We start from the raw sequence: 24421 nt of genomic DNA on the forward strand, positions 1-24421 counted from the left end.
GCGAGCGTGACCCGCGCTTCCCTGAACAAGCAGCCGCACGAAGTCGCCTCGATGTTCGACGACGTGGCGGAACGGTACGACCTGACCAACGACGTGCTGTCGCTGGGCCAGGACCGGCAGTGGCGGAAGGAGGTCGCCAAGGCGGTCGACGCGCGCCCCGCGCAGAAGATCCTGGACCTGGCGGCCGGCACGGGCACCTCCTCCCAGCCGTTCGTCCGGGCCGGCGCCTATGTCGTGCCCTGCGACTTCTCCCTCGGGATGCTCCAGGTCGGCAAGCGGCGCAACGCCTGGATGCCCTTCACCGCCGGGGACGCCACCCGCCTGCCGTTCGGGGACGACACCTTCGACGCCGTGACGATCTCCTTCGGGCTGCGCAACGTCCAGGACACCGACGCGGCCCTGCGCGAGATGTACCGGGTGACACGGCCCGGCGGGCGGGTCGTGATCTGCGAGTTCTCGCACCCGACCTGGGCGCCGTTCCGGACCGTCTACACCGAGTACCTGATGCGTGCCCTGCCGCCGGTCGCCCGCGCGGTCTCCTCCAACCCGGACGCCTACGTCTACCTCGCCGAGTCCATCCGCGCCTGGCCCGACCAGCCCGCCCTGGCCGGACGGCTGCGGGAGGCGGGCTGGTCGAAGGTGGCCTGGCGCAACCTCACCGGCGGGATCGTCGCCCTGCACCGGGGCTTCAAGGAGGCCTGAGCCCCGACCGGGGACTCACAGGCTGCTCACCTCGAAGGTGGTGTCCCCGGGCTGGTCCAGCTCCCGTTGCAGCCCGCCCCTGGGCGGCCGTGGGATGCGGGGCTCGCGCACGCCCCCACCGCCCTCGCCCTCACCGAAGTCGAACCACACGTACACCATCGAGTCCCGCGGCACCTCGGCACCGGGCTGCGGGAACTGGCGCACGACGTAGTCGACGACCGTGAGATGGAATTCCGGCCGGTCCGGCGCGTTGAGGAACAGGCCCCGCGACCGGGCGGTCTCGCGCGCGTCCACGGCCATCAGTCCGACCAGCCGCGGCACGCGCACTTCGGGTGTTTTGGGTGTTATATGCACAGATGTCACCCCCAGCGGTACTGGAAGGGTAACCCCCGGCATGTGGCGGCCGGAAGCTCCAAGTGTCTTTCTGTAACAGATCGTTACTCTGTGTAATCGTGGGCGGTGTTGTCCCGCAGGTCGAGCCGGAAGCAGAGCGCCTCCTCCGCGAAGCGCGGGTGCGGGAACGTCTCCGCCAGTTCCATCCCGAGGCGCCGGGTCACCGCGAGGGAGCGCTCGTTGCCCGGCCGCACCATCGCCACCACCTTCGGTACGCCGGCCGCCCGCAGCCGCTCCAGCGTCACGCGCGCCGCCTCGGTCGCATACCCCTTGCCCCAGTGGTCTCGTCCGAGCCGCCAGCCGATCTCGATCTCCCCCCTGGGGCCCCACTCCTGCGGCCACGGCTGGGCGCCGGTGAAGCCGATGACCTGCCCGGCCTCGTCGGTCATCGTCCACAGGCAGAAGCCGAGCTCGGCGTCGTGCCGGCGCTGGCGGGCGGTGAGCTCCTCGTAGACGGACAGCTCGGCGGACCGGCCGCCGTGGAACTCCATGACCTCCGGGTCGTCGAAGACCCGGTGCCAGGCGAACGCGTCCTCGTGCGTGGGTACACGCAGCCGTACCGCGGGGAGAGCTCGGTTCACAGGGGCAGCCCTTCAGCAGGGTGATCAGTACTGCTGAATAGACTGCCCATGTCCAGTGCCGGTCGGCACGCAGATTTCGAGCCTTGGGGAGACCCCGCCGTGACCGAGCCCCTCTCCGAAAACACCGCCGATGTCATCGTCGTCGGCGCGGGGCCAGCCGGCTCCACGACGGCCTACCACCTCGCCAAGTCCGGCCTCGACGTCCTCCTGCTGGAGAAGACCGAGTTCCCGCGCGAGAAGGTGTGCGGAGACGGACTCACCCCGCGCGCGGTGAAACAGCTGGTCGCCATGGGTATCGACATCTCCGAGGAGGCCGGCTGGCTGCGCAACAAGGGTCTGCGCATCATCGGCGGCGGCACCCGCCTCCAGCTGGACTGGCCGGATCTCGCCTCCTTCCCCGACTACGGCCTGGTCCGCAAGCGCGACGACTTCGACGAACAGCTCGCCCGCCAGGCGCAGAAGGCGGGGGCGCGGTTGTACGAGCGGTGCAACGTCGGCACCCCGATCGTCGACGACCGCACCGGCCGGATCACCGGCGTGCACGCCAAGCTCGGCGAGGAGAAGCGCGAAGTCACCTTCCACGCCCCGCTCGTCGTGGCCGCCGACGGCAACTCCACCCGGCTCTCCCTCGCGATGGGCCTGCACCGCCGCGAGGACCGCCCGATGGGCGTGGCCGTCCGGACCTACTTCACCTCCCCCCGTCACGAGGACGACTACCTGGAGTCCTGGCTGGAACTCTGGGACCGCCGCGGCCCCCAGGACCGTCTCCTTCCCGGCTACGGCTGGATCTTCGGCATGGGCGACGGCACCTCCAACGTGGGTCTCGGCGTCCTGAACACCTCCGACTCCTTCAAGGAACTGGACTGGCGCGAGGTCCTCAAGGCCTGGTGCGCCTCCATGCCCGAGGACTGGGGTTACACCCCCGAGAACATGACCGGCCCGATTCGCGGCGCCGCTCTCCCCATGGCCTTCAACCGCCAGCCCCACTACACCCGCGGCCTGCTCCTCGTCGGCGACGCCGGCGGTCTGGTGAATCCCTTCAACGGCGAGGGCATCGCCTACGCGATGGAGTCCGGCCAGATCGCCGCCGACGTCATCGTCCAGGCCCACGCGCGGGCCACGCCCGGCGGGCGCGAGCTGGCCCTGCAGCGCTACCCGCGCGTCCTCAAGGACACCTACGGCGGCTACTACACGCTGGGCCGCGCCTTCGTGAAGCTCATCGGCAACCCGAAGGTCATGCAGATCGCCGCCCAGCGCGGCCTGACCCATCCGCTGCTGATGAAGTTCACCCTGAAGCTCCTGGCGAACCTCACCGACCCGACCGGTGGCGACGCGATGGACCGCATCATCAACGGCCTGAGCAAGGTGGCCCCGAAGGCCTGACCGCTCCTAGGAGCCGATCGCCTCGATGTTGGCGGCCCGGCGGGCGTACACGTCCTCCCGCCGGTCCGCCACCTGCCGCAGCGCTTCCTTCCGCTCCCGCTTGGAGAGCCGGTCGAGATACACGCGCCCGTTCACATGGTCGGTCTCGTGCGCCAGGCAGCGGGCGAAGTACCCGGTTCCCTCGATGGTGAGCGGATTGCCGTCCTTGTCCAGTCCGTGCACGACCGCCCGTTCCGGTCGTGGTACGTCCATCACTGCGCCCGGTACCGACAGGCACCCCTCGCTGTCGTCGAGCAGCCGCCGCCCGGCCGGGTCGGGTGCCTCCAGGACGGGGTTGACGATGTGCCCGACATGTCGGACACCGCCGTCGTCGGGGCAGTCGTACACGAACAGCCGCAGGTCGACCCCGACTTGGTTCGCCGCGAGGCCGGCTCCCTCGGCGATGTACATGGTGAGGAACATGTCGTCGATGAGTGCGGCGAGGTCGGGACCGAACTCGGTGACGTCCCGGCACGGCTTGTGCAGGACGTCCTCGCCGGTCTCGGTGATCCGGCGCACCGAACCGCGCCGGGCCTCGGGAGCGTGCCGGGGGTAGTAGTCCATGGGGTTTCCCTGGACGAAGACGCGTGGCATCGCGGTGTCTCCTTCTCGGATCTCGGGGCCGCCGCTCCGTGCGAGCGGCCTGCACCGAGCATCCCAGGAGCCACCGGATCACGGGCGGACCTGTGGAAAACCCTCGTGGTGGCCTGCGGCCTGTGGAAAACCGGGAGAAGGGCGAGCACGCCGGAAGGGCCGCTGCCCCCGAGCGGCTGCGGCCCTACCGTGCTTGCGTGATGCCTGAGTTGTCCTGGTTGCCCGGGTTGTCAGAGCACCCGCACCGCGCCGGTCGGCGGGTCGTACGACAGCGGGTGCTCACCGACGCCGCTGGAGGGGTTCTGCGCGCCCACGAACATGCCGTCGCCCACGTACACCGCCACGTGGTAGGCGCTGCCGGCGCTGCCCCAGTAGAGGATGTCGCCGGGCTGGAGGTTGCTCAGCGAGACCTGGGTGCCCTGCGTCGACTGGTCCTGGGAGACGCGCGGCAGGCTGACGCCGACCGACTTGAAGGCGGCCTGGACGAGACCCGAGCAGTCCCACGAGTTGGGGCCCGTGCCGCCGGAGACGTAGGCGTCGCCGATCTGCGCCTTCACGAAGGCGACCACCGCGGCGGCCGAACCGGTCGCCGTGGACGCGCTCGTGGAGGTGCTGGAGCTCGTGGAGGCGCTGAGGGTGGTCCGCTCGGCACTGCGCGAGGCGGCGCGTTCCGCGGCGGCCTTACGGGCCTCCTCGGCCTTCTTCTTCTTGGCCTCGGCCTTCTGCTTCGCCTCGGCGAGGTCAGCCTTGGCCTGCTTCGCGGCATTTGCGGCGGCCGCGTCGCGCTCGGCCTGGAGGGTGTAGTTCGCCGCGGCCTGCTGCGTGGCGTCGGCGGACTGGGCCACCTGGGTGGCCAGATCGGCCGTCAGGGTGGGCAGTTCGAGCGTCTGCGTCACGGGTTCGGCGGCACTCGCCGAGGCCGCGCCCGCCGCTGCCATGCCGAGGACGCCACTGGCAACTCCGGCGCGCACGGCGATGCTTGTCGTCGCGCTGCGGCGGGGCTTCCGGTGGCTGCGTATGTGAGCGGTGTGGGACATGGGAACAACCGGTATCAGGGGCTCCTTCATATCTACAAGAAACGTGTGCTGCGCCACAGTTGCTCAATCGAGACCGTGAATCCCTCGGGTGACTTTCTTTATTGACGCCGTAACGGACATTGCGGACGCCTGTGATCAAGCCCGTGATCACGCTCTTTCGCTGGTACGTCCGGATTGCCCCCCGCTTACCATCGGTTTGGATGGTTGGCCAAGCCCCGTTCTCAGGCGCCTCTCATGGATGTGGCGGAGGTCACGGAACGGTTACCTGGAGGGGTGCGTCTCGCGCGGGATCGAGCCGGGACCGGAGCGGCGTCGGGCCGGGGCCGGATCCGGGTCGCGGTCCGCCCCGGGTTCGTGAACGCGCGCACGCGTCCACACCGCACCCCGCGCCTCCCTCTGATGTGTGAATGCGGCCCTCTATCAAGACGCTCCGTCCATCGCGAATTTGCATGCAGGGGAACTCTCTTGATATTGAGACGCTCGCCCGAGACCCCCTCCCGCCAGCATCAACGGTCGAAAATGTCACGTCTGGTGATCAGCTGAACGCTTCGGGTGTGAAGATCACCGCTCATCCGACTTCATGATCGATCGTCAGGTGGTGGAGATCACAAAGCTTGTGTAATACCCCGTGTCGCAGATCACAGAGCGGCGGGCATAAGATGCGAGGCAGTTGGGCTTGTGACCTGCTTCACATGTTCGCGATCTTCGCCCGGGACGCGCGGGGTTCGCGTGACGGACGAGGCAGGTGGGGAGCCCGATCCGAACCGCCACCAGTCAGTGCCGACTGAGAGGAGCGAGGAGCGGTGAACGCCTATGCGCCCATCCTCGTACTGGGAGCCCTCGGGGCAGGCTTTGCGATCTTCTCCGTGGTCATGGCCACGCTGATCGGTCCGAAGCGGTACAACCGCGCCAAGCTCGAAGCCTACGAGTGCGGAATCGAGCCGACCCCCACGCCGGCCGGCGGCGGGCGTTTCCCGATCAAGTACTACCTGACGGCGATGCTCTTCATCGTCTTCGACATCGAGATCGTCTTCCTCTACCCCTGGGCCGTCACCTTCGACGCCCTGGGTGTTTTCGGGCTCGTGGAGATGCTGCTCTTCGTGCTCACCGTCTTCGTCGCCTACGCGTACGTGTGGCGGCGCGGCGGCCTGGAATGGGACTGAGGGGCTTTACGTCATGGGACTCGAAGAAAAGCTGCCGAGCGGATTCCTGCTGACCACCGTCGAGCAGGCCGCGGGCTGGGTGCGCAAGGCGTCCGTCTTCCCCGCCACCTTCGGCCTCGCCTGCTGCGCCATCGAGATGATGACCACCGGCGCCGGCCGCTACGACCTGGCCCGCTTCGGCATGGAGGTCTTCCGCGGCTCACCCCGCCAGGCCGACCTCATGATCGTCGCCGGCCGGGTCAGCCAGAAGATGGCGCCGGTGCTCAGGCAGGTCTACGACCAGATGCCCAACCCCAAGTGGGTGATCTCCATGGGCGTCTGCGCGTCCTCGGGCGGCATGTTCAACAACTACGCCATCGTCCAGGGCGTCGACCACATCGTCCCCGTCGACATCTACCTGCCCGGCTGCCCGCCGCGCCCCGAGATGCTGATGGACGCGATCCTCAAGCTCCACCAGAAGATCCAGACCTCCAAGCTCGGCGTCAACGCGAGGGAAGCGGCCCGGGAGGCGGAGGAGGCGGCGCTCAAGGCCCTGCCCACGATCGAGATGAAGGGGCTGCTGCGGTGAGCGACGCGAACGGCCACAACGGGGTCAACCCCGAGAAGGACCTCGCCGCCGACAACCTCCCCGGCCGGCGCGGCCAGGGTGGTGAGGAGATCCGCGTCCAGCGCGGCATGTTCGGCGCGAACAACGGCGGCGACACCTCCGGCTACGGCGGCCTGGTCCGCTCGGTCCGGCTCCCGGGACCGGCCACCCGCCCCTACGGCGGCTGGTTCGACGAGGTCGCCGACGAGCTGGAGGGCGCCCTGGAGGAGCAGGGACTGCTCCCGGACAACGCCATCGAGAAGACGGTCGTCGACCGCGGCGAGCTCACCTTCCACATCGAACGCGAGCACCTGCCCCGCGTCGCCCGCACCCTGCGCGACGACCCCGCCCTGCGCTTCGAACTGTGCACCGGCGTCAGCGGCGTCCACTACCTCCACGACAAGGGCCGCGAGCTGCACGCCGTCTACCACCTGCGCTCGATCACCCACAACCGGCTGATCCGCCTGGAGGTCAGCGCCCCGGACGCCGACCCGCACATCCCGTCCCTGGTCTCCGTCTATCCGACCAACGACTGGCACGAGCGCGAGACCTACGACTTCTTCGGGATCGTCTTCGACGGTCACCCGGCCCTGACGCGGATCATGATGCCGGACGACTGGCAGGGCCATCCGCAGCGCAAGGACTACCCCCTCGGCGGCATCCCCGTCGAGTACAAGGGCGCCCAGATCCCGGCTCCGGACCAGCGGAGGTCGTACTCATGAGCACGCAGCACGCAACTCCGCGGGAGACCACCGAGGGCACCGTATACACGGTCACCGGCGGCGACTGGGACGAGGTCGTCCAGTCCGCGGCCCGCGCCGACGACGAACGCATCGTCGTCAACATGGGTCCCCAGCATCCGTCCACCCATGGAGTGCTCCGCCTCATCCTGGAGATCGACGGCGAGACGGTCACCGAGGCCCGCTGCGGCATCGGCTACCTCCACACCGGCATCGAGAAGAACCTCGAGTTCCGCACGTGGACGCAGGGCACCACGTTCGTGACGCGCATGGACTACCTGACGTCCTTCTTCAACGAGACCGCCTACTGTCTCGCCGTCGAGAAACTCCTCGGCATCGAGGACCAGATCAGCGAGCGCGCCGACATCATCAGGGTCCTCCTGATGGAGCTGAACCGGCTCTCCTCCCATCTGGTGTGCATCGCGACCGGTGGCATGGAGCTCGGCGCCACCACGATCATGATCTACGGATTCCGTGATCGTGAAATGATTCTCGATCTCTACGAGCTCATCACCGGCCTGCGGATGAACCACGCGTACATCCGCCCCGGCGGCCTCGCCCAGGATCTGCCGCCCGGTGCGGTCGACCAGATCCGCGAGTTCGTGAAGAAGATGAGGAAGAACCTCCCGGAGTACGACAAGCTCGCCACCGGGAACCCCATCTTCAAGGCCCGCATGCAGGACATCGGCTACCTCGACCTGGCCGGCTGCATGGCCCTCGGCGCCACCGGCCCGATCCTGCGCGCCGCCGGCCTGCCGCACGACCTGCGCAAGGCACAGCCCTACTGCGGCTACGAGACGTACGACTTCGAGATCCCGACCGCCGACACCTGCGACGCCTACGGCCGCTTCCTGGTCCGCCTGGAGGAGATGCGCCAGTCGCTCGGGATCGTCGAGCAGTGCCTGGACCGGCTCCAGCCCGGACCGGTCATGGTCGCCGACAAGAAGATCGCCTGGCCCGCCCAGCTCGCCCTCGGGCCGGACGGACTCGGCAACTCCCTCGACCACATCAAGAAGATCATGGGCACCTCCATGGAGGCCCTGATCCACCACTTCAAGCTGGTCACCGAGGGCTTCCGGGTCCCGCCCGGGCAGGCCTACGCGGCCGTCGAGTCACCCAAGGGCGAACTCGGCGTGCACGCCGTGTCCGACGGCGGCACCCGCCCCTACCGGGTCCACTTCCGCGACCCGTCCTTCACCAACCTGCAGGCCATGGCGGCGATGTGCGAGGGCGGCCAGGTCGCCGACGTCATCGTCGCGGTGGCGTCCATCGACCCCGTGATGGGAGGCGTCGACCGGTGACCACCTCTTCTTCGGAGCGCGGTGTCAGCCTGGGCATGCCCGAGCTGCCCGCACCCGCGTACCCGGACGACGTCCGGGCCCGCCTGGAGGCGGACGCGCGCGACATCGTCGCCCGCTACCCCGACTCCCGGTCCGCCCTGCTGCCGCTGCTGCACCTCGTGCAGGCGGAGGAAGGGCACGTCACGCGGACCGGGATGCAGTTCTGCGCGGACGTCCTGGAACTGACCACGGCCGAGGTCACCGCCGTCGCCACCTTCTACACCATGTACCGGCGCAAGCCCTCCGGCGACTACCAGGTGGGCGTCTGCACCAACACGTTGTGCGCGGTGATGGGCGGCGACGCGATCTTCGAGACCCTCCAGGAGCACCTGGGCGTCGGCAACGGCGGGACCACCGGCGACGGCAAGGTCACCCTGGAGCACATCGAGTGCAACGCGGCCTGCGACTTCGCGCCCGTCGTGATGGTCAACTGGGAGTTCTTCGACAACCAGACCCCGGCCAGCGCCAAGCGCCTGGTCGACGACCTGCGCGCGGGCCGGGACGTCGAGCCCACGCGCGGCGCCCGGCTGTGCACCTTCAAGGAGACCGCGCGGATCCTCGCCGGCTTCCCCGACGAGCGGCCCGGGGCCGTGGAGGAGAGCGGCAGCGCGGGACCCGCGTCGCTGGTGGGCCTGCGCCTGGCACGGGGCGAGGCCGCACCCGCGCGCGTGGTCCATCCGCGCGGAGGTCCGCAGGAGGAGACGCAGGGACGGCAGGACCGGCCGGTGCACGAGGCGTCGCCTGCCGAGCACCTCAGTTCCCATGACGCACCGCAGGAGACCTCGGCCTCCGATCCGTCGCACCCGGCAGGGCCTGCCGCTGAGGAGGGGGAGTGATGACGGTGGTACCCGACCTCAAGGACACCAGCCCCGAGAAGCTGCTGGCACCCGTGCTGTCGGCCTTCTGGGACGAGGACCGGTCCTGGACGCTCGACGTCTACCGGCGGCACGAGGGATACGAGGGGCTCCGCAAGGCGCTCGCCATGTCACCGGACGACCTGATCGCCTATGTCAAGGAGTCCGGACTGCGCGGCCGCGGCGGCGCGGGATTCCCCACCGGGATGAAGTGGCAGTTCATTCCGCAGGGAGACGGCAAACCGCACTATCTAGTTGTCAACGCTGACGAATCCGAGCCCGGGACCTGCAAGGACATCCCGCTCCTCTTCGCCAACCCGCACAGCCTCATCGAGGGCATCGTGATCGCGTGCTACGCCATCCGGTCGTCGCATGCCTTCATCTACCTGCGTGGTGAAGTCGTCCCCGTCCTGCGTCGGTTGCACGAGGCCGTACGGGAGGCCTACGCGGCCGGCTACCTCGGCGAGAACATCCTCGGCAGCGGACTCGACCTGCAACTCACCGTGCACGCCGGCGCCGGCGCGTACATCTGCGGTGAGGAGACCGCACTGCTCGACTCGCTCGAAGGCCGCCGTGGTCAACCGCGGCTCCGTCCTCCCTTCCCGGCTGTCGAAGGGCTCTATGCCTGCCCGACTGTTGTGAACAACGTCGAGTCCATCGCCTCGGTTCCCGCCATCCTGCACAAGGGCAAGGAATGGTTCAGGTCGATGGGGAGCGAGAAGTCGCCCGGCTTCACGCTCTACTCCCTCAGCGGCCACGTCGCGAGCCCCGGCCAGTACGAGGCACCGCTCGGCATCACCCTGCGCCAGCTCCTCGACATGAGCGGCGGGATGCGCCCCGGCCACCGACTGAAGTTCTGGACCCCGGGCGGCTCCTCGACCCCCATGTTCACCGACGAGCACCTCGACGTCCCGCTCGACTACGAGGGCGTCGGCGCCGCGGGTTCCATGCTCGGCACCAAAGCACTCCAGTGCTTCGACGAGACCACCTGCGTCGTCCGCGCCGTCACCCGCTGGACCGAGTTCTACGCCCACGAGTCCTGCGGCAAGTGCACCCCCTGCCGCGAAGGCACCTACTGGCTCGTGCAGTTGCTGCGCGACATCGAGGACGGCAAGGGCGTGATGTCCGACCTCGACAAGCTGAACGACATCGCCGACAACATCAACGGCAAGTCCTTCTGCGCCCTCGGCGACGGCGCAGCGTCCCCGATCTTCTCCTCGCTCAAGTACTTCCGCGAGGAGTACGAACAGCACATCACGGGCCGGGGCTGCCCCTTCGACCCGGCCAAGTCGACGGCCTGGGCGGACCGCCCGGAGGTGAACGCATGACCGTGACCACGAGTTCCCCCTCCTCGGGGGGAACGGCGGCGGTCCCGCCGGAGGACCTCGTCACGCTGACGATCGACGGCATCGAGATCAGCGTGCCCAAGGGCACCCTGGTCATCCGCGCCGCCGAACAGCTCGGCATCGAGATCCCGCGCTTCTGCGACCACCCCCTGCTCGACCCGGCCGGCGCCTGCCGCCAGTGCATCGTCGAGGTCGAGGGCCAGCGCAAGCCCATGGCCTCCTGCACGATCACCTGTACGGACGGGATGGTGGTGAAGACTCACCTCACCTCGCCCGTCGCCGAGAAGGCCCAGCACGGCGTGATGGAGCTGCTGCTCATCAACCACCCGCTGGACTGCCCGGTCTGCGACAAGGGCGGCGAGTGCCCGCTGCAGAACCAGGCGATGTCGCACGGCAACGCCGAGTCCCGCTTCGACGGCCGCAAACGCACCTACGAGAAGCCCGTCCCGATCTCCACCCAGGTGCTCCTCGACCGCGAGCGGTGCGTGCTGTGCGCCCGCTGCACCCGGTTCTCCAACCAGGTCGCCGGCGACCCGATGATCGAACTCCTGGAGCGCGGCGCGCTGCAGCAGGTCGGCACCGGCGAGGGCGATCCGTTCGAGTCGTACTTCTCCGGGAACACCATCCAGATCTGCCCGGTCGGCGCGCTGACCTCGGCGGCGTATCGCTTCCGCTCCCGGCCCTTCGACCTGATCTCCTCGCCGTCGGTGTGCGAGCACTGCTCGGGCGGCTGCGCCACCCGCACCGACCACCGGCGCGGCAAGGTCATGCGACGGCTCGCCGCCAACGATCCCGAGGTCAACGAGGAGTGGATCTGCGACAAGGGACGCTTCGCGTTCCGGTACACGCAGCAGAAGGACCGCCTGGAGACCCCGCTCGTCCGCAACGCACAGGGCGTCCTCGAACCCGCCTCCTGGCCGGAGGCCCTCGAAGCCGCCGCCCAGGGCCTGGCCGCCGCCCGCTCCCGGGCCGGCGTCCTCACCGGCGGCCGGCTCACCGTCGAGGACGCCTACGCGTACAGCAAGTTCGCGCGCGTGGCCCTCGACACCAACGACATCGACTTCCGCGCGCGCGTGCACAGCAGCGAGGAGGCCGACTTCCTGGCCGCGCGGGTGGCGGGCCGCGGTCGCGACCTGGACGGTACGGGCGTCACCTACACCTCCGTGGAGAAGGCGCCCGCCGTCCTCCTGGTCGGGTTCGAGTCGGAGGAGGAGGCGCCCGGCGTCTTCCTGCGGCTGCGCAAGGCCTGGCGCAAGCACAAGCAGCAGGTGTTCTCCCTCGCCACGTACGCCACGCGCGGGCTGGAGAAGGCCGGCGGCACACTGCTGCCGGCCGCGCCCGGCACCGAGACCGAGTGGCTGGACGCCCTCGCGAGTGGCGTCGGCCTGGAGGAGTCCGGTGCCCGGGCCGCCGAGGCGCTGCGCTCCGACGGCGCGGTGATCGTCGTAGGAGAGCGGCTGGCAGCGGTCGCCGGCGGCCTCACCGCCGCCGTACGGGCCGCCACCGCCACCGGCGCCCAGCTGGTGTGGATCCCCCGCCGGGCCGGTGAGCGCGGCGCGATCGAGGCCGGTGCGCTGCCGTCGCTGCTGCCGGGCGGCCGTCCGGCCACCGACCCACGCGCGCGTGAGGAGGTCGCCGCCGCCTGGGGCGTCTCCGAACTCCCGCTCCGCTACGGCCGCGACACCGGCCAGATCGTCGAGGCCGCCGCCCGCGGCGAACTCTCCGCCCTGCTGGTCGCCGGCGTCGAGGTCGCCGACCTGCCCGACCCGGCACGCGCGCGTGCGGCACTCGAAGCCGTCGGCTTCCTGGTCTCGCTGGAGCTGCGGCCCAGCGAGGTCACCGAGCACGCCGACGTCGTCCTGCCGGTCGCCGCGGTCGCCGAGAAGGCCGGCACCTTCCTCAACTGGGAAGGCAGGGCGCGTCTCTTCGAGGCCGCCCTCAAGCCCGAGCAGATGACCCGGCGGCTCCCGCCCACCGACGCGCGCGTGCTGCAGATGCTCGCCGACGCCATGGACGTCCACCTCGGTCTGCCCGACCTGCGCACCGCGCGGGCGGAACTGGACCGGCTCGGCGCCTGGGACGGACCCAAGGCCTCCGAACCGCTGGAGACGGCGGCCTCGCTGCCCAGGCCCGCCGCCGGGGAGGCCGTGCTCGCCGGGCACCGGCTCCTCCTCGACCAGGGTGTCCTCCAGGACGGCGACGAGGCACTGGCAGGCACCCGGCACGCCGCCCACGCGCGCGTGTCCGCGGCGACCGCCGCCGAGGCGGGCGTCGAGAACGGCGGCCTCCTCGCCGTCACCGCAGGCTCCGGCACCGTCGAACTCCCGCTCAGGATCACCGAGATGCCCGACCGCGTGGTCTGGCTCCCGCTGAACTCGGCCGGCGGCGGCGTCGCCTCCGACACCGGGGCGTTGCCCGGCTCCCTCGTCCGCATCGGCCCGGCGGCCACCGCCGGTGAGGCACCCAAGGAGGTGGAGGCATGAGCCCGTACCTCGCCGCAGAAGACCTCTCCATGTTCGGCCGCGACCCCTGGTGGATGGTCGTCATCAAGGCGGTCTTCTGCTTCGCCTTCCTGATGGTGACCGTGCTGATCTCCATCGTGATGGAGCGCAAGGTCGTCGCCTGGATGCAGCTGCGCATCGGCCCCAACCGGCACGGCCCCTGGGGCATGCTCCAGTCGCTCGCCGACGGCATCAAGCTGATGCTCAAGGAAGACGTCGTCGTCAAACGCGCCGACAAGGTCGTCTACGTCCTCGCGCCGATCGTCGCGGCCATCCCGGCGTTCATGGCCATCGCGGTCATCCCGTTCGGCCCGGCCGACAACGAGATCTCCATCTTCGGCCACCGCACCACGATGCAGCTCACCGACCTGCCGATCGCGATGCTCTACGTCCTCGCGGTCGCCTCCGTCGGCATCTACGGCATCGTCCTCGCCGGCTGGAGCTCCGGTTCCACCTACCCGCTCCTCGGCGGCCTGCGCTCCTGCGCCCAGATGATCTCCTACGAGATCGCCATGGGCGCCGCGTTCGCCTCCGTGTTCCTGTACTCCGGGTCGATGTCGACGTCGACGATCGTCGAGCAGCAGCAGGGCCGCTGGTACATCCTGCTGCTGCCGGTCTCGTTCATCATCTACGTCGTCACCATGATCGGCGAGACCAATCGCGCCCCCTTCGACATGCCCGAGTCCGAGGGCGACCTGGTCGGCGGCTTCAACACCGAGTACTCGTCGATCAAGTTCGCGATGTTCATGCTCGCCGAGTACGTCAACATGGTGACGGTCTCGGCCGTGTCGACCACCCTGTTCCTCGGCGGCTGGCGGGCCCCCTGGCCGATCAGCACCGTCTGGGCGGGCGCCAACCACGGGTGGTGGCCGATGCTCTGGTTCGTCGCCAAGGTCGTCCTGCTGCTGTTCGGCTTCGTCTGGGTGCGCGGCACGCTCCCGCGCGTGCGCTACGACCAGCTGATGAAGCTCGGCTGGAAGGTCCTCATCCCGGTCTCCGTCGTCTGGCTGATGCTCGTCGCGACGGTGCGGACCCTGCGCAACCAGAACTACGACTTCGCCGACATCGCCCTCTACGTCGGCGGCGGAGTCCTCGCCCTGCTCCTGCTGTCCTTCGTCGTCGACATCTTCCGCGACAAGGGCAAGGAGGCCGCACAGCCCGCCGCCGAACCGGCCGCGTTCGACCCGATGGCGGGCGGCTTCCCCGTACCGCCGCTGCCCGGACAGGAACTGCCGCCGGTGCCCCGGCGCACCCCCCGCCGGGAGCGAGAGCTGATTGTCAGTGGCGGACCGGACACTGTCAGTGACGGACCTACGGATGGAAAGGAGGCGTCCGATGGCTGAGGAGCCCAAGGAGACCAAGCCCGGTTTCCAGAACCCCGTCGCCGGCTTCGGCGTGACCTTCAAGGCCATGTTCAAGAAGCGGCTGACCGAGCAGTACCCGGAACAGGCGAAGACCACGGCCCCGCGGTTCCACGGACGGCACCAGCTCAACCGCCATCCGGACGGCCTGGAGAAGTGCGTCGGCTGCGAGCTGTGCGCCTGGGCCTGCCCCGCCGACGCCATCTACGTGGAAGGCGCCGACAACACCGACGAGGAGCGCTACTCGCCCGGCGAGCGCTACGGCCGCGTCTACCAGATCAACTACGCCCGCTGCATCCTGTGCGGCCTGTGCATCGAGGCGTGCCCCACGCGCGCGCTCACGATGACCAACGAGTTCGAACTGGCCGACAGCAGCCGCGCCAACCTCATCTACACCAAGGAACAGCTCCTCGCCGGCCTCGAGGACGGCATGGTCGACTCGCCCCACGCGATCTTCCCCGGGACCGACGAACAGGACTACTACCGGGGCCTGGTCACCGAGGCCGCGCCCGGGACCGTGCGCCAGGTGGCCGTCTCCAAGGGTGAGAAGCCCGGGGAGCAGGACAGGGAGGTGGACGCATGAGCCCACAGCTCGCCGCCTACGCCACCTCCACCGGCGAGGCCTTCCAGTTCTGGGTCCTCGGCACCGTCGCCGTGATCGGCGCCCTGTCCACCGTCTTCATGAAGAGGGCCGTGCACAGCGCGCTGTCGCTCGCCGGAACCATGATCGTCCTGGCGGTGTTCTACCTCGCCAACGGCGCCTACTTCCTCGGCATCGTGCAGATCGTCGTCTACACCGGCGCGATCATGATGCTGTTCCTCTTCGTGGTGATGCTGGTGGGCGTGACCGCCGCCGACTCCCTGAAGGAGACCATCAAGGGCCAGCGCTGGCTGGCCCTTCTGTGCGGGGTCGGCTTCGGCGTCCTGCTCCTCGCGGGCATCGCCAACGCCTCCCTGAAGGACTTCGCGGGCACCGGCCAGGCCAACGCCAACGGCAACGTGGAGGGCCTCGCCGCCCTCATCTTCACCAAGTACGTGTTCGCCTTCGAAATCACCGGCGCCCTGCTCATCACCGCTGCCATCGGTGCCATGGTGCTCACCCACCGCGAGCGCACCGAGCGCGCCAAGACCCAGCGCGAGCAGTCCGAGCAGCGCGTCCGCGAGGGCAAGCACCTGCCGCCGCTGCCCGCCCCCGGCGTCTACGCCCGGCACAACGCCGTCGACATCGCCGGCCTGCTCCCCGACGGCACCCCGTCCGAGCTCACCGTCAGCAAGACGCTCCGCGACCGCGGCCAGATCCGTGACGTGTCCGCCGAGGCGCTCGGCGACCTGCGGGCCCTGGAACAGCGCTCCGAGGAACGGCTGGAGCGGACCCCGGTCGAGCCCGCGCACTTCAAGCGCAGCGAGGAGGCGTCGAAGTGAACCCCGTCTACTACCTCTACCTCGCCGCCCTGTTGTTCACGATCGGCGCCACCGGTGTGCTGATCAGACGGAACGCGATCGTCGTCTTCATGTGCATCGAGCTCATGCTGAACGCCTGCAACCTCGCGTTCGTCGTCTTCTCCCGGATGCACGGCAATCTCGACGGCCAGATCATCGCCTTCTTCACGATGGTCGTCGCCGCCGCGGAGGTCGTGGTCGGGCTCGCGATCATCGTGTCGCTGTTCCGTACCCGCCACTCGGCCTCGGTCGACGACGCCAGCCTGATGAAGCTGTAAGGGGTCGCTGAATCGTGGAGAACCTGATTGCGCTGCTCATCGCGGCGCCTCTGCTCGGAGCGGCCGTCCTGCTCGTCGGCGGCCGACGCCTGGACGCCGTAGGACACTGGGTCGGCACGATCCTGTCGACGACGTCCTTCGTGTTCGGCGTCATCCTCTTCGCCGACCTGCTCGGCAAGAACCCCGAGCACCGCACCCTGATGCAGCACCTGTACACCTGGGTGCCGGTGGAGGGCTTCCAGGCGGACGTCACCTTCCGCCTCGACCAGCTGTCGATGACGTTCGTCCTGCTGATCACCGGCGTCGGCTCGCTCATCCACCTGTACTCCGTCGGGTACATGGAGCACGACGAGCGCCGCCGCCGCTTCTTCGGCTACCTCAACCTGTTCCTCGCGGCGATGCTGCTGCTCGTCCTCGCCGACAACTACCTGCTGCTGTACGTCGGCTGGGAGGGCGTCGGCCTCGCCTCCTACCTGCTGATCGGCTTCTGGCAGCACAAGCCCAGCGCGGCGACCGCGGCCAAGAAGGCCTTCATCGTCAACCGCGTCGGCGACATGGGCCTGTCGATCGCGATCATGCTGATGTTCACGACGTTCGGCACGTTCGCCTTCGGCCCGGTCCTCAGCCACGCCACCGACGCCTCCGAGGGCAGGCTCACCGCGATCGGCCTCATGCTGCTGCTCGCCGCCTGCGGCAAGTCCGCCCAGGTACCGCTGCAGTCCTGGCTCGGGGACGCCATGGAAGGCCCCACCCCGGTCTCCGCCCTCATCCACGCGGCGACCATGGTGACCGCGGGCGTCTACCTCATCGTCCGCTCCGGAGCCATCTTCAACGCGGCCCCCGACGCCCAGCTGGTCGTCACCGTCGTCGGCGCCGTCACCCTCCTCTTCGGTGCGATCGTCGGTTGTGCCAAGGACGACATCAAGAAGGCCCTCGCCGGCTCGACCATGTCGCAGATCGGCTACATGGTCCTCGCCGCCGGCCTCGGCCCTATCGGCTACGTCTTCGCGATCATGCACCTGGTGACGCACGGCTTCTTCAAGGCCGGTCTCTTCCTCGGCGCCGGCTCCGTCATGCACGGCATGAACGACGAGGTCGACATGCGCAAGTACGGCGGCCTCCGCACATACATGCCCGTCACCTTCATCACCTTCGGCCTCGGCTACCTCGCCATCATCGGCTTCCCCGGCCTGTCCGGCTTCTTCTCCAAAGACAAGATCATCGAAGCGGCGTTCGCCAAGGGCGGCACCGAGGGCTGGATCCTCGGCACCTGCGCCCTGGTCGGCGCGGCCATCACCGCCTTCTACATGACGCGCGTGATGCTGATGACGTTCTTCGGCGAGAAGCGCTGGCAGCCCGACGAGCACGGCCACGAGCCGCACCCGCACGAGTCCCCGAAGGTCATGACCATCCCGATGATCGTCCTGGCGGTCGGCTCGGTCCTCGCCGGTGGCTTCTTCAGCATCGGCGACCGCTTCCTGCACTGGCTGGAGCCGATCACCGGCCACAGCGAGGGCGACTCCCCGATCAGCGCGGGCGTCGTCACCGGCGCCACCATGGTCTGCCTGATCATCGGTGTCGGCATCGCCTACCTGCAGTACGGCCGCCGCCCCGTCCCCGCCGTCGCCCCGCGCGGCTCGCTGCTCACCCGCGCGGCCCGCCGCGACCTCCTCCAGGACGACTTCAACCACGTCGTCCTGGTCCGCGGCGGCGAACACCTCACCCGCTCCCTTGTATATGTCGACCACACCCTGGTTGACGGCGTCGTCAACGGCACGGCGGCGGGCTTCGGCGGGCTCTCCGGCCGACTGCGCAAGCTCCAGAACGGCTACGCGCGCTCGTACGCGGTCTCGATGTTCGGCGGCGCTGCCCTCCTGGTCGCCGCGACCCTGCTGATGAGGGCGGTCTGATACCGATGTCCTTTCCTCTGCTGACAGCGACGGCGGTCCTCCCGGCCGTCGGGGCGGTCGCCACGGCCGCCGTACCGGCCGCCCGGCGCACCGCCGCCAAATGGCTCGCGCTGCTGGTCTCGCTCGCCACGCTCGCCCTGGCGATCGCCGTCATGGTCCGCTTCGACCCCGGCGGCGCCCGCTACCAGCTCACCGAGTCCCACGCCTGGATCAGTGACTTCGGCGTCCGCTACGAACTGGGCGTCGACGGCATCGCGGTCGCCCTGCTCGCCCTGACCGCTCTGCTGATCCCGTTCATCATCCTGGCGGGCTGGTACGACGCCGACCCGCTGGAGACCGGCAGCAAGCGGTGGCGGCCCACCCAGGGCTTCTTCGCCCTGATCCTGGCCGTCGAGGCGATGGTGATCATCTCCTTCGAGGCCACCGACGTCTTCCTCTTCTACATCTTCTTCGAAGCCATGCTCATCCCGATGTACTTCCTCATCGGCGGCTTCGGGGACCACGCCCACGCACAGGGCGAGGAGGCCGCGTCGACGCAACGGTCGTACGCCGCCGTGAAGTTCCTCCTCTACAACCTGGTCGGCGGCCTGATCATGCTGGCCGCGGTGATCGGCCTCTACACGGTCTCCGGGAACTTCTCCCTCGCCGAGATCGCGCAGGCCCGCGCGAACGGCACGCTGCACATGGCCACCAGCACCGAACGCTGGCTGTTCCTCGGCTTCTTCTTCGCCTTCGCCGTGAAGGCGCCGCTGTGGCCGCTGCACACCTGGCTGCCCAACGCCATGCAGGAGTCCACCGCCCCCGTCGCCGTCCTCATCACCGCGGTCGTCGACAAGGTCGGCACGTTCGCGATGCTCCGCTTCTGCCTCCAGCTCTTCCCGGAGGCGTCGAAGTGGGCGACACCCACCATCCTCGTCCTCGCCCTGATCAGCATCATCTACGGCGCACTCCTCGCCGTCGGGCAGCGCGACATCAAGCGACTGGTCGCCTACGCGTCCATCTCCCACTTCGGATTCATCATCCTGGGCATCTTCGCGATGACCAGCCAGGGCCAGTCCGGCGCCACCCTCTACATGGTCAACCACGGCATCTCCACCGCCGCCCTGATGCTGGTCGCCGGCTTCCTGATCTCCCGGCGCGGCTCCCGGCTCATCGCCGACTACGGCGGTGTGCAGAAGGTCGCCCCGGTCCTCGCCGGCACCTTCCTGATCGGCGGCCTGGCCACCCTGTCCCTGCCCGGCCTCGCGCCCTTCGTCAGCGAATTCCTGGTCCTGGTCGGCACGTTCACCCGCTACCCGGCCATCGGGATCATCGCCACCTTCGGCATCGTCCTCGCCGCGCTCTACACCCTCGTCCTCTACCAACGGACGATGACGGGGCCGGTGAAACCGGCGGTCTCCGCGATGCCCGACCTGAAGGCACGCGAACTCGTCGTGGTCGCCCCGCTGATCGTCCTGCTGATCTTCCTGGGCGTCTATCCGAAGCCCGTCACGGACATCGTCAACCCGGCGGTCAAACAGACCATGTCGGACGTACACAAGACCGACCCCAAGCCCGCAGTGGAGGCGGCCAAGTGAGCGCAGCAGCCGTCCACAGCCTGTGGACAACCGCAGCCGAGCCGATCTCGAAGATCCCGGCACCGAAAATCGAGTACGGACAGCTGTCACCCACCCTGATCGTCGTCGGCGCGGCGATCGTCGGAGTGCTGGTCGAAGCGTTCGTACCGCGCAAGTCCCGCTACTACGCCCAGGTGTTCGTCTCCGCCGTGGCCCTGTGCGCCGCCTTCGCGGCGGTCGTCGCCCTGGCCGCCGACGGATACGGCACCACCAAGGCGCACATCGCCGCCATGGGCGCCATCGCCGTCGACGGACCGTCCCTGTTCCTCCAGGGCACGATCCTGCTGGCCGGCCTCGTCGGCCTGTTCACCTTCGCCGAACGCCGCCTCGACCCCGAGGCCCACGGAAACCGCGTCGACTCCTTCGCCGCCCAGGCCGCCTCCGTGCCCGGCAGCGACAGCGAACAGGCCGCCGTGAAGGCCGGATTCACCACCACCGAGGTCTTCCCGCTCCTGCTCTTCGCCATCGCCGGCATGCTGGTCTTCCCCTCCGCCAACGACCTGCTGACGCTCTTCGTGGCCCTGGAGGTCTTCTCCCTCCCGCTCTACCTGCTGTGCGCCCTGGCCCGCCGCAAGCGCCTCATGTCCCAGGAAGCCGCCGTCAAGTACTTCCTGCTCGGCGCCTTCGCCTCCGCGTTCACCCTGTTCGGCATCGCCATGCTCTACGGCTACGCCGGCTCGGTGTCGTACGCCACCATCGCCCAGGTCGTCGACGGCACCGTCACCAACGTCGACCCGGCCCTCGCCAACACCACGGGCAACGACGCGCTCCTCCTCATCGGCGCCGCCATGGTCGTCATGGGCCTGCTCTTCAAGGTCGGCGCCGTCCCCTTCCACATGTGGACCCCCGACGTCTACCAGGGCGCGCCCACCCCGGTGACCGGCTTCATGGCCGCCGCCACCAAGGTCGCCGCCTTCGGCGCACTGCTGCGCCTCCTGTACGTCGTCCTGCCCGGCATGCGCTGGGACTGGCGGCCGGTCATGTGGGGCGTCGCGATCATCACCATGCTGGGCGGCGCGATCGTCGCGATCACCCAGACCGACATCAAGCGGCTCCTCGCCTACTCGTCGATCGCACACGCCGGATTCATCCTCGCCGGTGTCATCGCGACCTCGAAGGACGGCGTGTCGTCCGTCCTCTTCTACCTGGCCGCCTACTCCTTCGTGACCATCGGAGCGTTCGCCGTGGTCACCCTGGTGCGCGACGCGGGCGGCGAGGCCACCCACCTGTCCAAGTGGGCAGGCCTCGGCCGCCGCTCACCGCTCGTGGCAGCCGTCTTCGCCGTCTTCCTGCTGGCCTTCGCGGGCATCCCGCTGACCTCCGGCTTCGCCGGAAAGTTCGCCGTCTTCAAGGCGGCGGCCGAGGGCGGGGCGGTCCCGCTCGTCGTGATCGGTGTGATCTCGTCCGCGATCGCCGCGTTCTTCTACATCCGCGTGATCGTCCTGATGTTCTTCAGCGAGCCGAGGCCCGAGGGGCCCACGGTCGCCGTGCCCTCCCCGCTCACCATGGCGGCGATCGGCCTGGGCGTCGCCGTCACCCTGGTACTCGGCGTGGCACCGCAGTACTTCCTGAACCTCGCCAGCCAGGCGGGAGTGTTCGTGCGCTGAAGCCTTCCGTGCGCCCCTGGGCCCCGGTTCCCCGCACAGGACCGGGGCCCACGCGCGCGTAGCGGGCACACCGCCACCGGGACACCGCCGCCATGGCTATGGCTACGCGGCTACGGGCACGTCACCGTGGTATTCCACTGCGCGAACAGACCGCTCGGATTGTCCTTCCAGATCCACGCGCGCAGCGTGTACACGGGCCCCGTGACACCCGGCACGGTCGTCGGCCCCTGGAACGGCTGCCCGAACAGCGTCGGCGCCGCGGTCCCGGTCCCCGCCCGCACGATCCACTCCACCCCTGCCAGGGCCCGGCCACCGTCGGCGTCGGTCTCGTAGAGGAGACCCGCGGGCTCGGCCGGGTCCAGACTGCCGACACCTGCGGTCCTCACGTAGTGGTAGCCCGCGCCACCCTTGTTGTTCCGGGTGTCCTTGTCGCAGGAGCCGGCCGGGGGGCGGGCGTACCCGTCCGTGACCGCGAACGGCTCGTACTGGTAGTCCGCCGTCGCCGTGTACGTCGGGGTCAGATCCGTCCACAGGAACGGGTCGGAATCGGGGACGGGAGCCGCGCCGGCGGGAACCGCGGCCAGAGCGAACGGCACGGCCAGCGCCAGAACGGTGCCGGCGATGCGGGACCTGAGAGACATCCTGAAGCTCCTTGGGGCGGAAGAGGCACGCGAGCGGCACCTCCGTACAACACGGGCCTCCCCGGTCCCGCCCGTGCAGCATCGCCCGCGCCTCTCCCCGGCCGCCACGCGAAGACCGCCAAAGGACTGAGGACACCGCCGGACGGGGGAACCCCGCACTCGCACCCCTCTCCCGGGCGGGCAGCCTGTGGATAACTCCGGCGCTGTCGGTCCGGACCCCTATCGTGGAGGCAGTGGTCGAAGGACGACGTACGGGGGACACGACGATGGGCGGGACGGGCGGGACCGACGAGATGCCAGGGACGACCGAGACGCCGGGGGCGCCACAGGCGCACGGCCCGGCGGACAGCGAGGCACTGGCCACGCTGCACCGGGTCTTCGGGTACGACGCCTTCCGGGGCGAGCAGGAAGCGATCATCGACCATGTGGTGGCGGGCGGCGACGCCGTCGTCCTCATGCCCACCGGCGGCGGAAAATCACTGTGCTACCAGATCCCCGCCCTGGTCAGACCCGGTACGGGCATCGTGGTCTCACCGCTCATCGCCCTCATGCAGGACCAGGTGGACGCCCTGCGCGGCCTCGGCGTCAACGCCGGGTTCATCAACTCCACCCAGGACTTCGACGAGCGGCGCGTGGTCGAAGCCCAGTTCCTCGCGGGCGAGCTCGACCTGCTCTACCTCGCCCCCGAGCGGCTCCGCCTGGACTCCACGCTCGACCTGCTCACCCGCGGCAAGATCGCCGTCTTCGCCATCGACGAGGCGCACTGCGTCTCCCAGTGGGGCCACGACTTCCGCCCCGACTACCTCACCCTCTCCCTCCTCGGCGAGCGCTGGCCCGACGTCCCGCGCATTGCGCTCACGGCCACCGCCACCCACGCCACCCACCAGGAGATCACCCAGCGGCTGCACATGCCGACGGCCCGGCACTTCGTGGCCAGCTTCGACCGGCCCAACATCCAGTACCGGATCGTCCCCAAGGCCGACCCCAAGAAACAGCTCCTCACCTTCCTCCGCCAGGAACACGAAGGCGACGCGGGCATCGTCTACTGCCTCTCCCGCAAGTCCGTCGAAGCCACCGCCGAATTCCTGACCCGCAACGGCATCGACGCCGTGCCCTACCACGCCGGCCTCGACGCGGGCACCCGCGCCGCCCACCAGTCCCGCTTCCTGCGCGAGGACGGCCTGGTCGTCGTCGCCACCATCGCCTTCGGCATGGGCATCGACAAACCCGACGTCCGCTTCGTCGCCCACCTCGACCTGCCCAAATCCGTCGAGGGCTACTACCAGGAGACCGGCCGCGCCGGCCGCGACAGCCTGCCCTCCACCGCCTGGATGGCCTACGGCCTCAACGACGTCATACAGCAACGCAAACTCATCCAGTCCGGCGAGGGCGACGAGGCCTTCCGCCGCCGCGCCCAGGCCCACCTCGACTCCATGCTCGCCCTGTGCGAGACCGCCCAGTGCCGCCGCGGGCAACTCCTCAACTACTTCGGCCAGGACCCCGACCCCGCGGGCTGCGGCAACTGCGACACCTGCCTCACCCCGCCCGAGACCTGGGACGGCACCGTCGCCGCCCAGAAGGTCCTCTCCACCGTCGTACGACTCCAGCGCGAACGCGGGCAGAAGTTCGGTGCCGTCCAGATCGTCGACATCCTGCTCGGCAAGCGCACCGCCAAGGTCATCCAGTTCGACCACGACCAGCTGTCCGTCTTCGGCATCGGCACCGACCTCGACGAAGGCGAATGGCGGGGCGTCGTCCGGCAGCTGCTCGCCCAGGGACTGCTCGCGGTCGAGGGCGAGTACGGCACCCTGGTGCTCACCGAGGCCAGCGGGACGGTCCTGCGGAGGGAACGCGAGGTCCCGCTGCGGAAGGAACCGAAGAAACCGGCGGTCTCGCGAGCGACCGGAGGCTCCGGATCCTCCGGCAAGAGCAAGGCGAAGGCAGCCGTGGCAGAGCTGCCCGAGGAACTGCTCCCCGCCTTCGAGGCCCTGCGCGCCTGGCGCGCCGAGCAGGCCCGCGAACAGGGCGTACCCGCCTACGTGATCTTCCACGACGCCACCCTGCGGGAGATCGTCAGCCGGTGGCCCGAGTCCGTCGCCGAACTCGCCACCATCGGCGGCGTCGGCGAGAAGAAGCTCATGACCTACGGAGAGGGCGTACTCGGGGCACTGGCCGCCCTGAAGACGCCGGCCACCACCCCGGCCCCCGCGACGACGGGGACCGGGGACGAGGACCACTGGCCCGAGATGGACGCGGAGCCGGAACCGGAGGACTGGATATAGCAGCCGCGGCGGCAGCGGGGGAGCCGC

General features: G+C 69.4%; 22 protein-coding genes. 17 read left to right on the forward strand and 5 right to left on the reverse strand.

Annotated elements, in window-relative coordinates:
• Positions 1-6: 6 nt before the first annotated feature.
• Entirely contained in the window at positions 7-702 is a 696-nt protein-coding gene (locus tag ACZ4UV_RS14865) for a demethylmenaquinone methyltransferase (RefSeq protein WP_351487518.1), read from the forward strand.
• A 15-nt stretch (positions 703-717) separates the two neighbouring features.
• On the opposite strand, the gene ACZ4UV_RS14870 is transcribed toward ACZ4UV_RS14865, so the two are convergent.
• Both ACZ4UV_RS14870 and ACZ4UV_RS14875 read right to left on the reverse strand, forming a co-directional pair.
• Complete coding sequence (locus ACZ4UV_RS14870; protein ID WP_351487521.1) at positions 718-1029, reverse strand: PASTA domain-containing protein; 312 nt, start codon at positions 1027-1029, stop codon at positions 718-720.
• Between the two features lie 110 nt (positions 1030-1139).
• A complete protein-coding gene (locus ACZ4UV_RS14875) occupies positions 1140-1676 on the reverse strand; it encodes a GNAT family N-acetyltransferase (protein ID WP_451016100.1) in 537 nt (178 codons plus the stop codon).
• Positions 1677-1724: 48 nt separating this feature from the next.
• On the opposite strand from ACZ4UV_RS14875, the gene ACZ4UV_RS14880 reads away from it, so the two are divergent.
• Positions 1725-3059, forward strand: coding sequence for a geranylgeranyl reductase family protein (locus ACZ4UV_RS14880; protein WP_467838202.1), 1335 nt, complete (start codon positions 1725-1727; stop codon positions 3057-3059).
• Between the two features lie 6 nt (positions 3060-3065).
• Here ACZ4UV_RS14880 and def read toward each other — a convergent pair whose 3' ends face one another.
• Together def and ACZ4UV_RS14890 are read right to left on the reverse strand one after the other, a co-directional pair.
• Positions 3066-3692, reverse strand: coding sequence for a peptide deformylase (def, locus tag ACZ4UV_RS14885; RefSeq protein WP_451016098.1), 627 nt, complete (start codon positions 3690-3692; stop codon positions 3066-3068).
• Positions 3693-3922: 230 nt separating this feature from the next.
• A complete protein-coding gene (locus ACZ4UV_RS14890; protein ID WP_390043260.1) occupies positions 3923-4729 on the reverse strand; it encodes a C40 family peptidase in 807 nt (268 codons plus the stop codon).
• Positions 4730-5532: 803 nt separating this feature from the next.
• Here ACZ4UV_RS14890 and ACZ4UV_RS14895 point away from each other — a divergent pair.
• Genes ACZ4UV_RS14895 through nuoN form a run of 14 tightly spaced genes read left to right on the forward strand, consistent with a single transcriptional unit; the run spans position 5533 to position 21471 of the window.
• The gene (locus tag ACZ4UV_RS14895) at positions 5533-5892 is read left to right on the forward strand and encodes an NADH-quinone oxidoreductase subunit A (protein WP_007383963.1); all 360 of its coding nucleotides are present in this window, start codon (positions 5533-5535) and stop codon (positions 5890-5892) included.
• 13 nt (positions 5893-5905) lie between these two features.
• Entirely contained in the window at positions 5906-6460 is a 555-nt protein-coding gene (locus ACZ4UV_RS14900; RefSeq protein ID WP_152885510.1) for a NuoB/complex I 20 kDa subunit family protein, read from the forward strand.
• Complete coding sequence (locus ACZ4UV_RS14905; protein ID WP_390043262.1) at positions 6457-7200, forward strand: NADH-quinone oxidoreductase subunit C; 744 nt, start codon at positions 6457-6459, stop codon at positions 7198-7200. Before ACZ4UV_RS14900 ends, ACZ4UV_RS14905 begins: the two co-directional genes overlap by 4 nt.
• Positions 7197-8519: an NADH-quinone oxidoreductase subunit D gene (locus ACZ4UV_RS14910; RefSeq protein ID WP_390043264.1), complete on the forward strand. Its 1323-nt coding sequence runs from the start codon at positions 7197-7199 to the stop codon at positions 8517-8519. The genes ACZ4UV_RS14905 and ACZ4UV_RS14910 overlap by 4 nt, the downstream gene beginning before the upstream one ends.
• Complete coding sequence (gene nuoE / locus ACZ4UV_RS14915) at positions 8516-9394, forward strand: NADH-quinone oxidoreductase subunit NuoE (RefSeq protein ID WP_467838210.1); 879 nt, start codon at positions 8516-8518, stop codon at positions 9392-9394. Before ACZ4UV_RS14910 ends, nuoE begins: the two co-directional genes overlap by 4 nt.
• Entirely contained in the window at positions 9394-10740 is a 1347-nt protein-coding gene (gene nuoF, locus ACZ4UV_RS14920) for an NADH-quinone oxidoreductase subunit NuoF (protein ID WP_390043268.1), read from the forward strand. Before nuoE ends, nuoF begins: the two co-directional genes overlap by 1 nt.
• On the forward strand, positions 10737-13241 hold the full coding sequence (locus tag ACZ4UV_RS14925) for an NADH-quinone oxidoreductase subunit G (protein WP_467838214.1): 2505 nt from the start codon (positions 10737-10739) through the stop codon (positions 13239-13241). Before nuoF ends, ACZ4UV_RS14925 begins: the two co-directional genes overlap by 4 nt.
• Positions 13238-14602: an NADH-quinone oxidoreductase subunit NuoH gene (gene nuoH / locus ACZ4UV_RS14930; RefSeq protein WP_451016096.1), complete on the forward strand. Its 1365-nt coding sequence runs from the start codon at positions 13238-13240 to the stop codon at positions 14600-14602. The genes ACZ4UV_RS14925 and nuoH overlap by 4 nt, the downstream gene beginning before the upstream one ends.
• Entirely contained in the window at positions 14595-15203 is a 609-nt protein-coding gene (nuoI, locus tag ACZ4UV_RS14935) for an NADH-quinone oxidoreductase subunit NuoI (protein ID WP_451016095.1), read from the forward strand. The genes nuoH and nuoI overlap by 8 nt, the downstream gene beginning before the upstream one ends.
• Positions 15200-16042, forward strand: a complete 843-nt coding sequence (locus ACZ4UV_RS14940) for an NADH-quinone oxidoreductase subunit J (protein WP_352354359.1) — start codon at positions 15200-15202, stop codon at positions 16040-16042. Before nuoI ends, ACZ4UV_RS14940 begins: the two co-directional genes overlap by 4 nt.
• Positions 16039-16338: an NADH-quinone oxidoreductase subunit NuoK gene (gene nuoK / locus ACZ4UV_RS14945; RefSeq protein ID WP_046726439.1), complete on the forward strand. Its 300-nt coding sequence runs from the start codon at positions 16039-16041 to the stop codon at positions 16336-16338. Before ACZ4UV_RS14940 ends, nuoK begins: the two co-directional genes overlap by 4 nt.
• Positions 16339-16352: 14 nt before the next feature.
• Positions 16353-18248, forward strand: a complete 1896-nt coding sequence (gene nuoL / locus ACZ4UV_RS14950; RefSeq protein ID WP_351487558.1) for an NADH-quinone oxidoreductase subunit L — start codon at positions 16353-16355, stop codon at positions 18246-18248.
• A gap of 5 nt (positions 18249-18253) precedes the next feature.
• Entirely contained in the window at positions 18254-19825 is a 1572-nt protein-coding gene (locus ACZ4UV_RS14955; protein ID WP_451016094.1) for an NADH-quinone oxidoreductase subunit M, read from the forward strand.
• Positions 19822-21471: an NADH-quinone oxidoreductase subunit NuoN gene (gene nuoN, locus ACZ4UV_RS14960; protein WP_390043282.1), complete on the forward strand. Its 1650-nt coding sequence runs from the start codon at positions 19822-19824 to the stop codon at positions 21469-21471. Before ACZ4UV_RS14955 ends, nuoN begins: the two co-directional genes overlap by 4 nt.
• A gap of 110 nt (positions 21472-21581) precedes the next feature.
• Here nuoN and ACZ4UV_RS14965 read toward each other — a convergent pair whose 3' ends face one another.
• Positions 21582-22112 (reverse strand): hypothetical protein, encoded by a 531-nt coding sequence (locus ACZ4UV_RS14965; RefSeq protein ID WP_467838221.1) that lies wholly within the window; start codon positions 22110-22112, stop codon positions 21582-21584.
• A gap of 266 nt (positions 22113-22378) precedes the next feature.
• On the opposite strand from ACZ4UV_RS14965, the gene recQ reads away from it, so the two are divergent.
• On the forward strand, positions 22379-24394 hold the full coding sequence (gene recQ, locus ACZ4UV_RS14970) for a DNA helicase RecQ (RefSeq protein WP_451016107.1): 2016 nt from the start codon (positions 22379-22381) through the stop codon (positions 24392-24394).
• Positions 24395-24421: the final 27 nt, after the last annotated feature.

It is taken from the genome of Streptomyces sp. NPDC028289 (assembly GCF_055565975.1).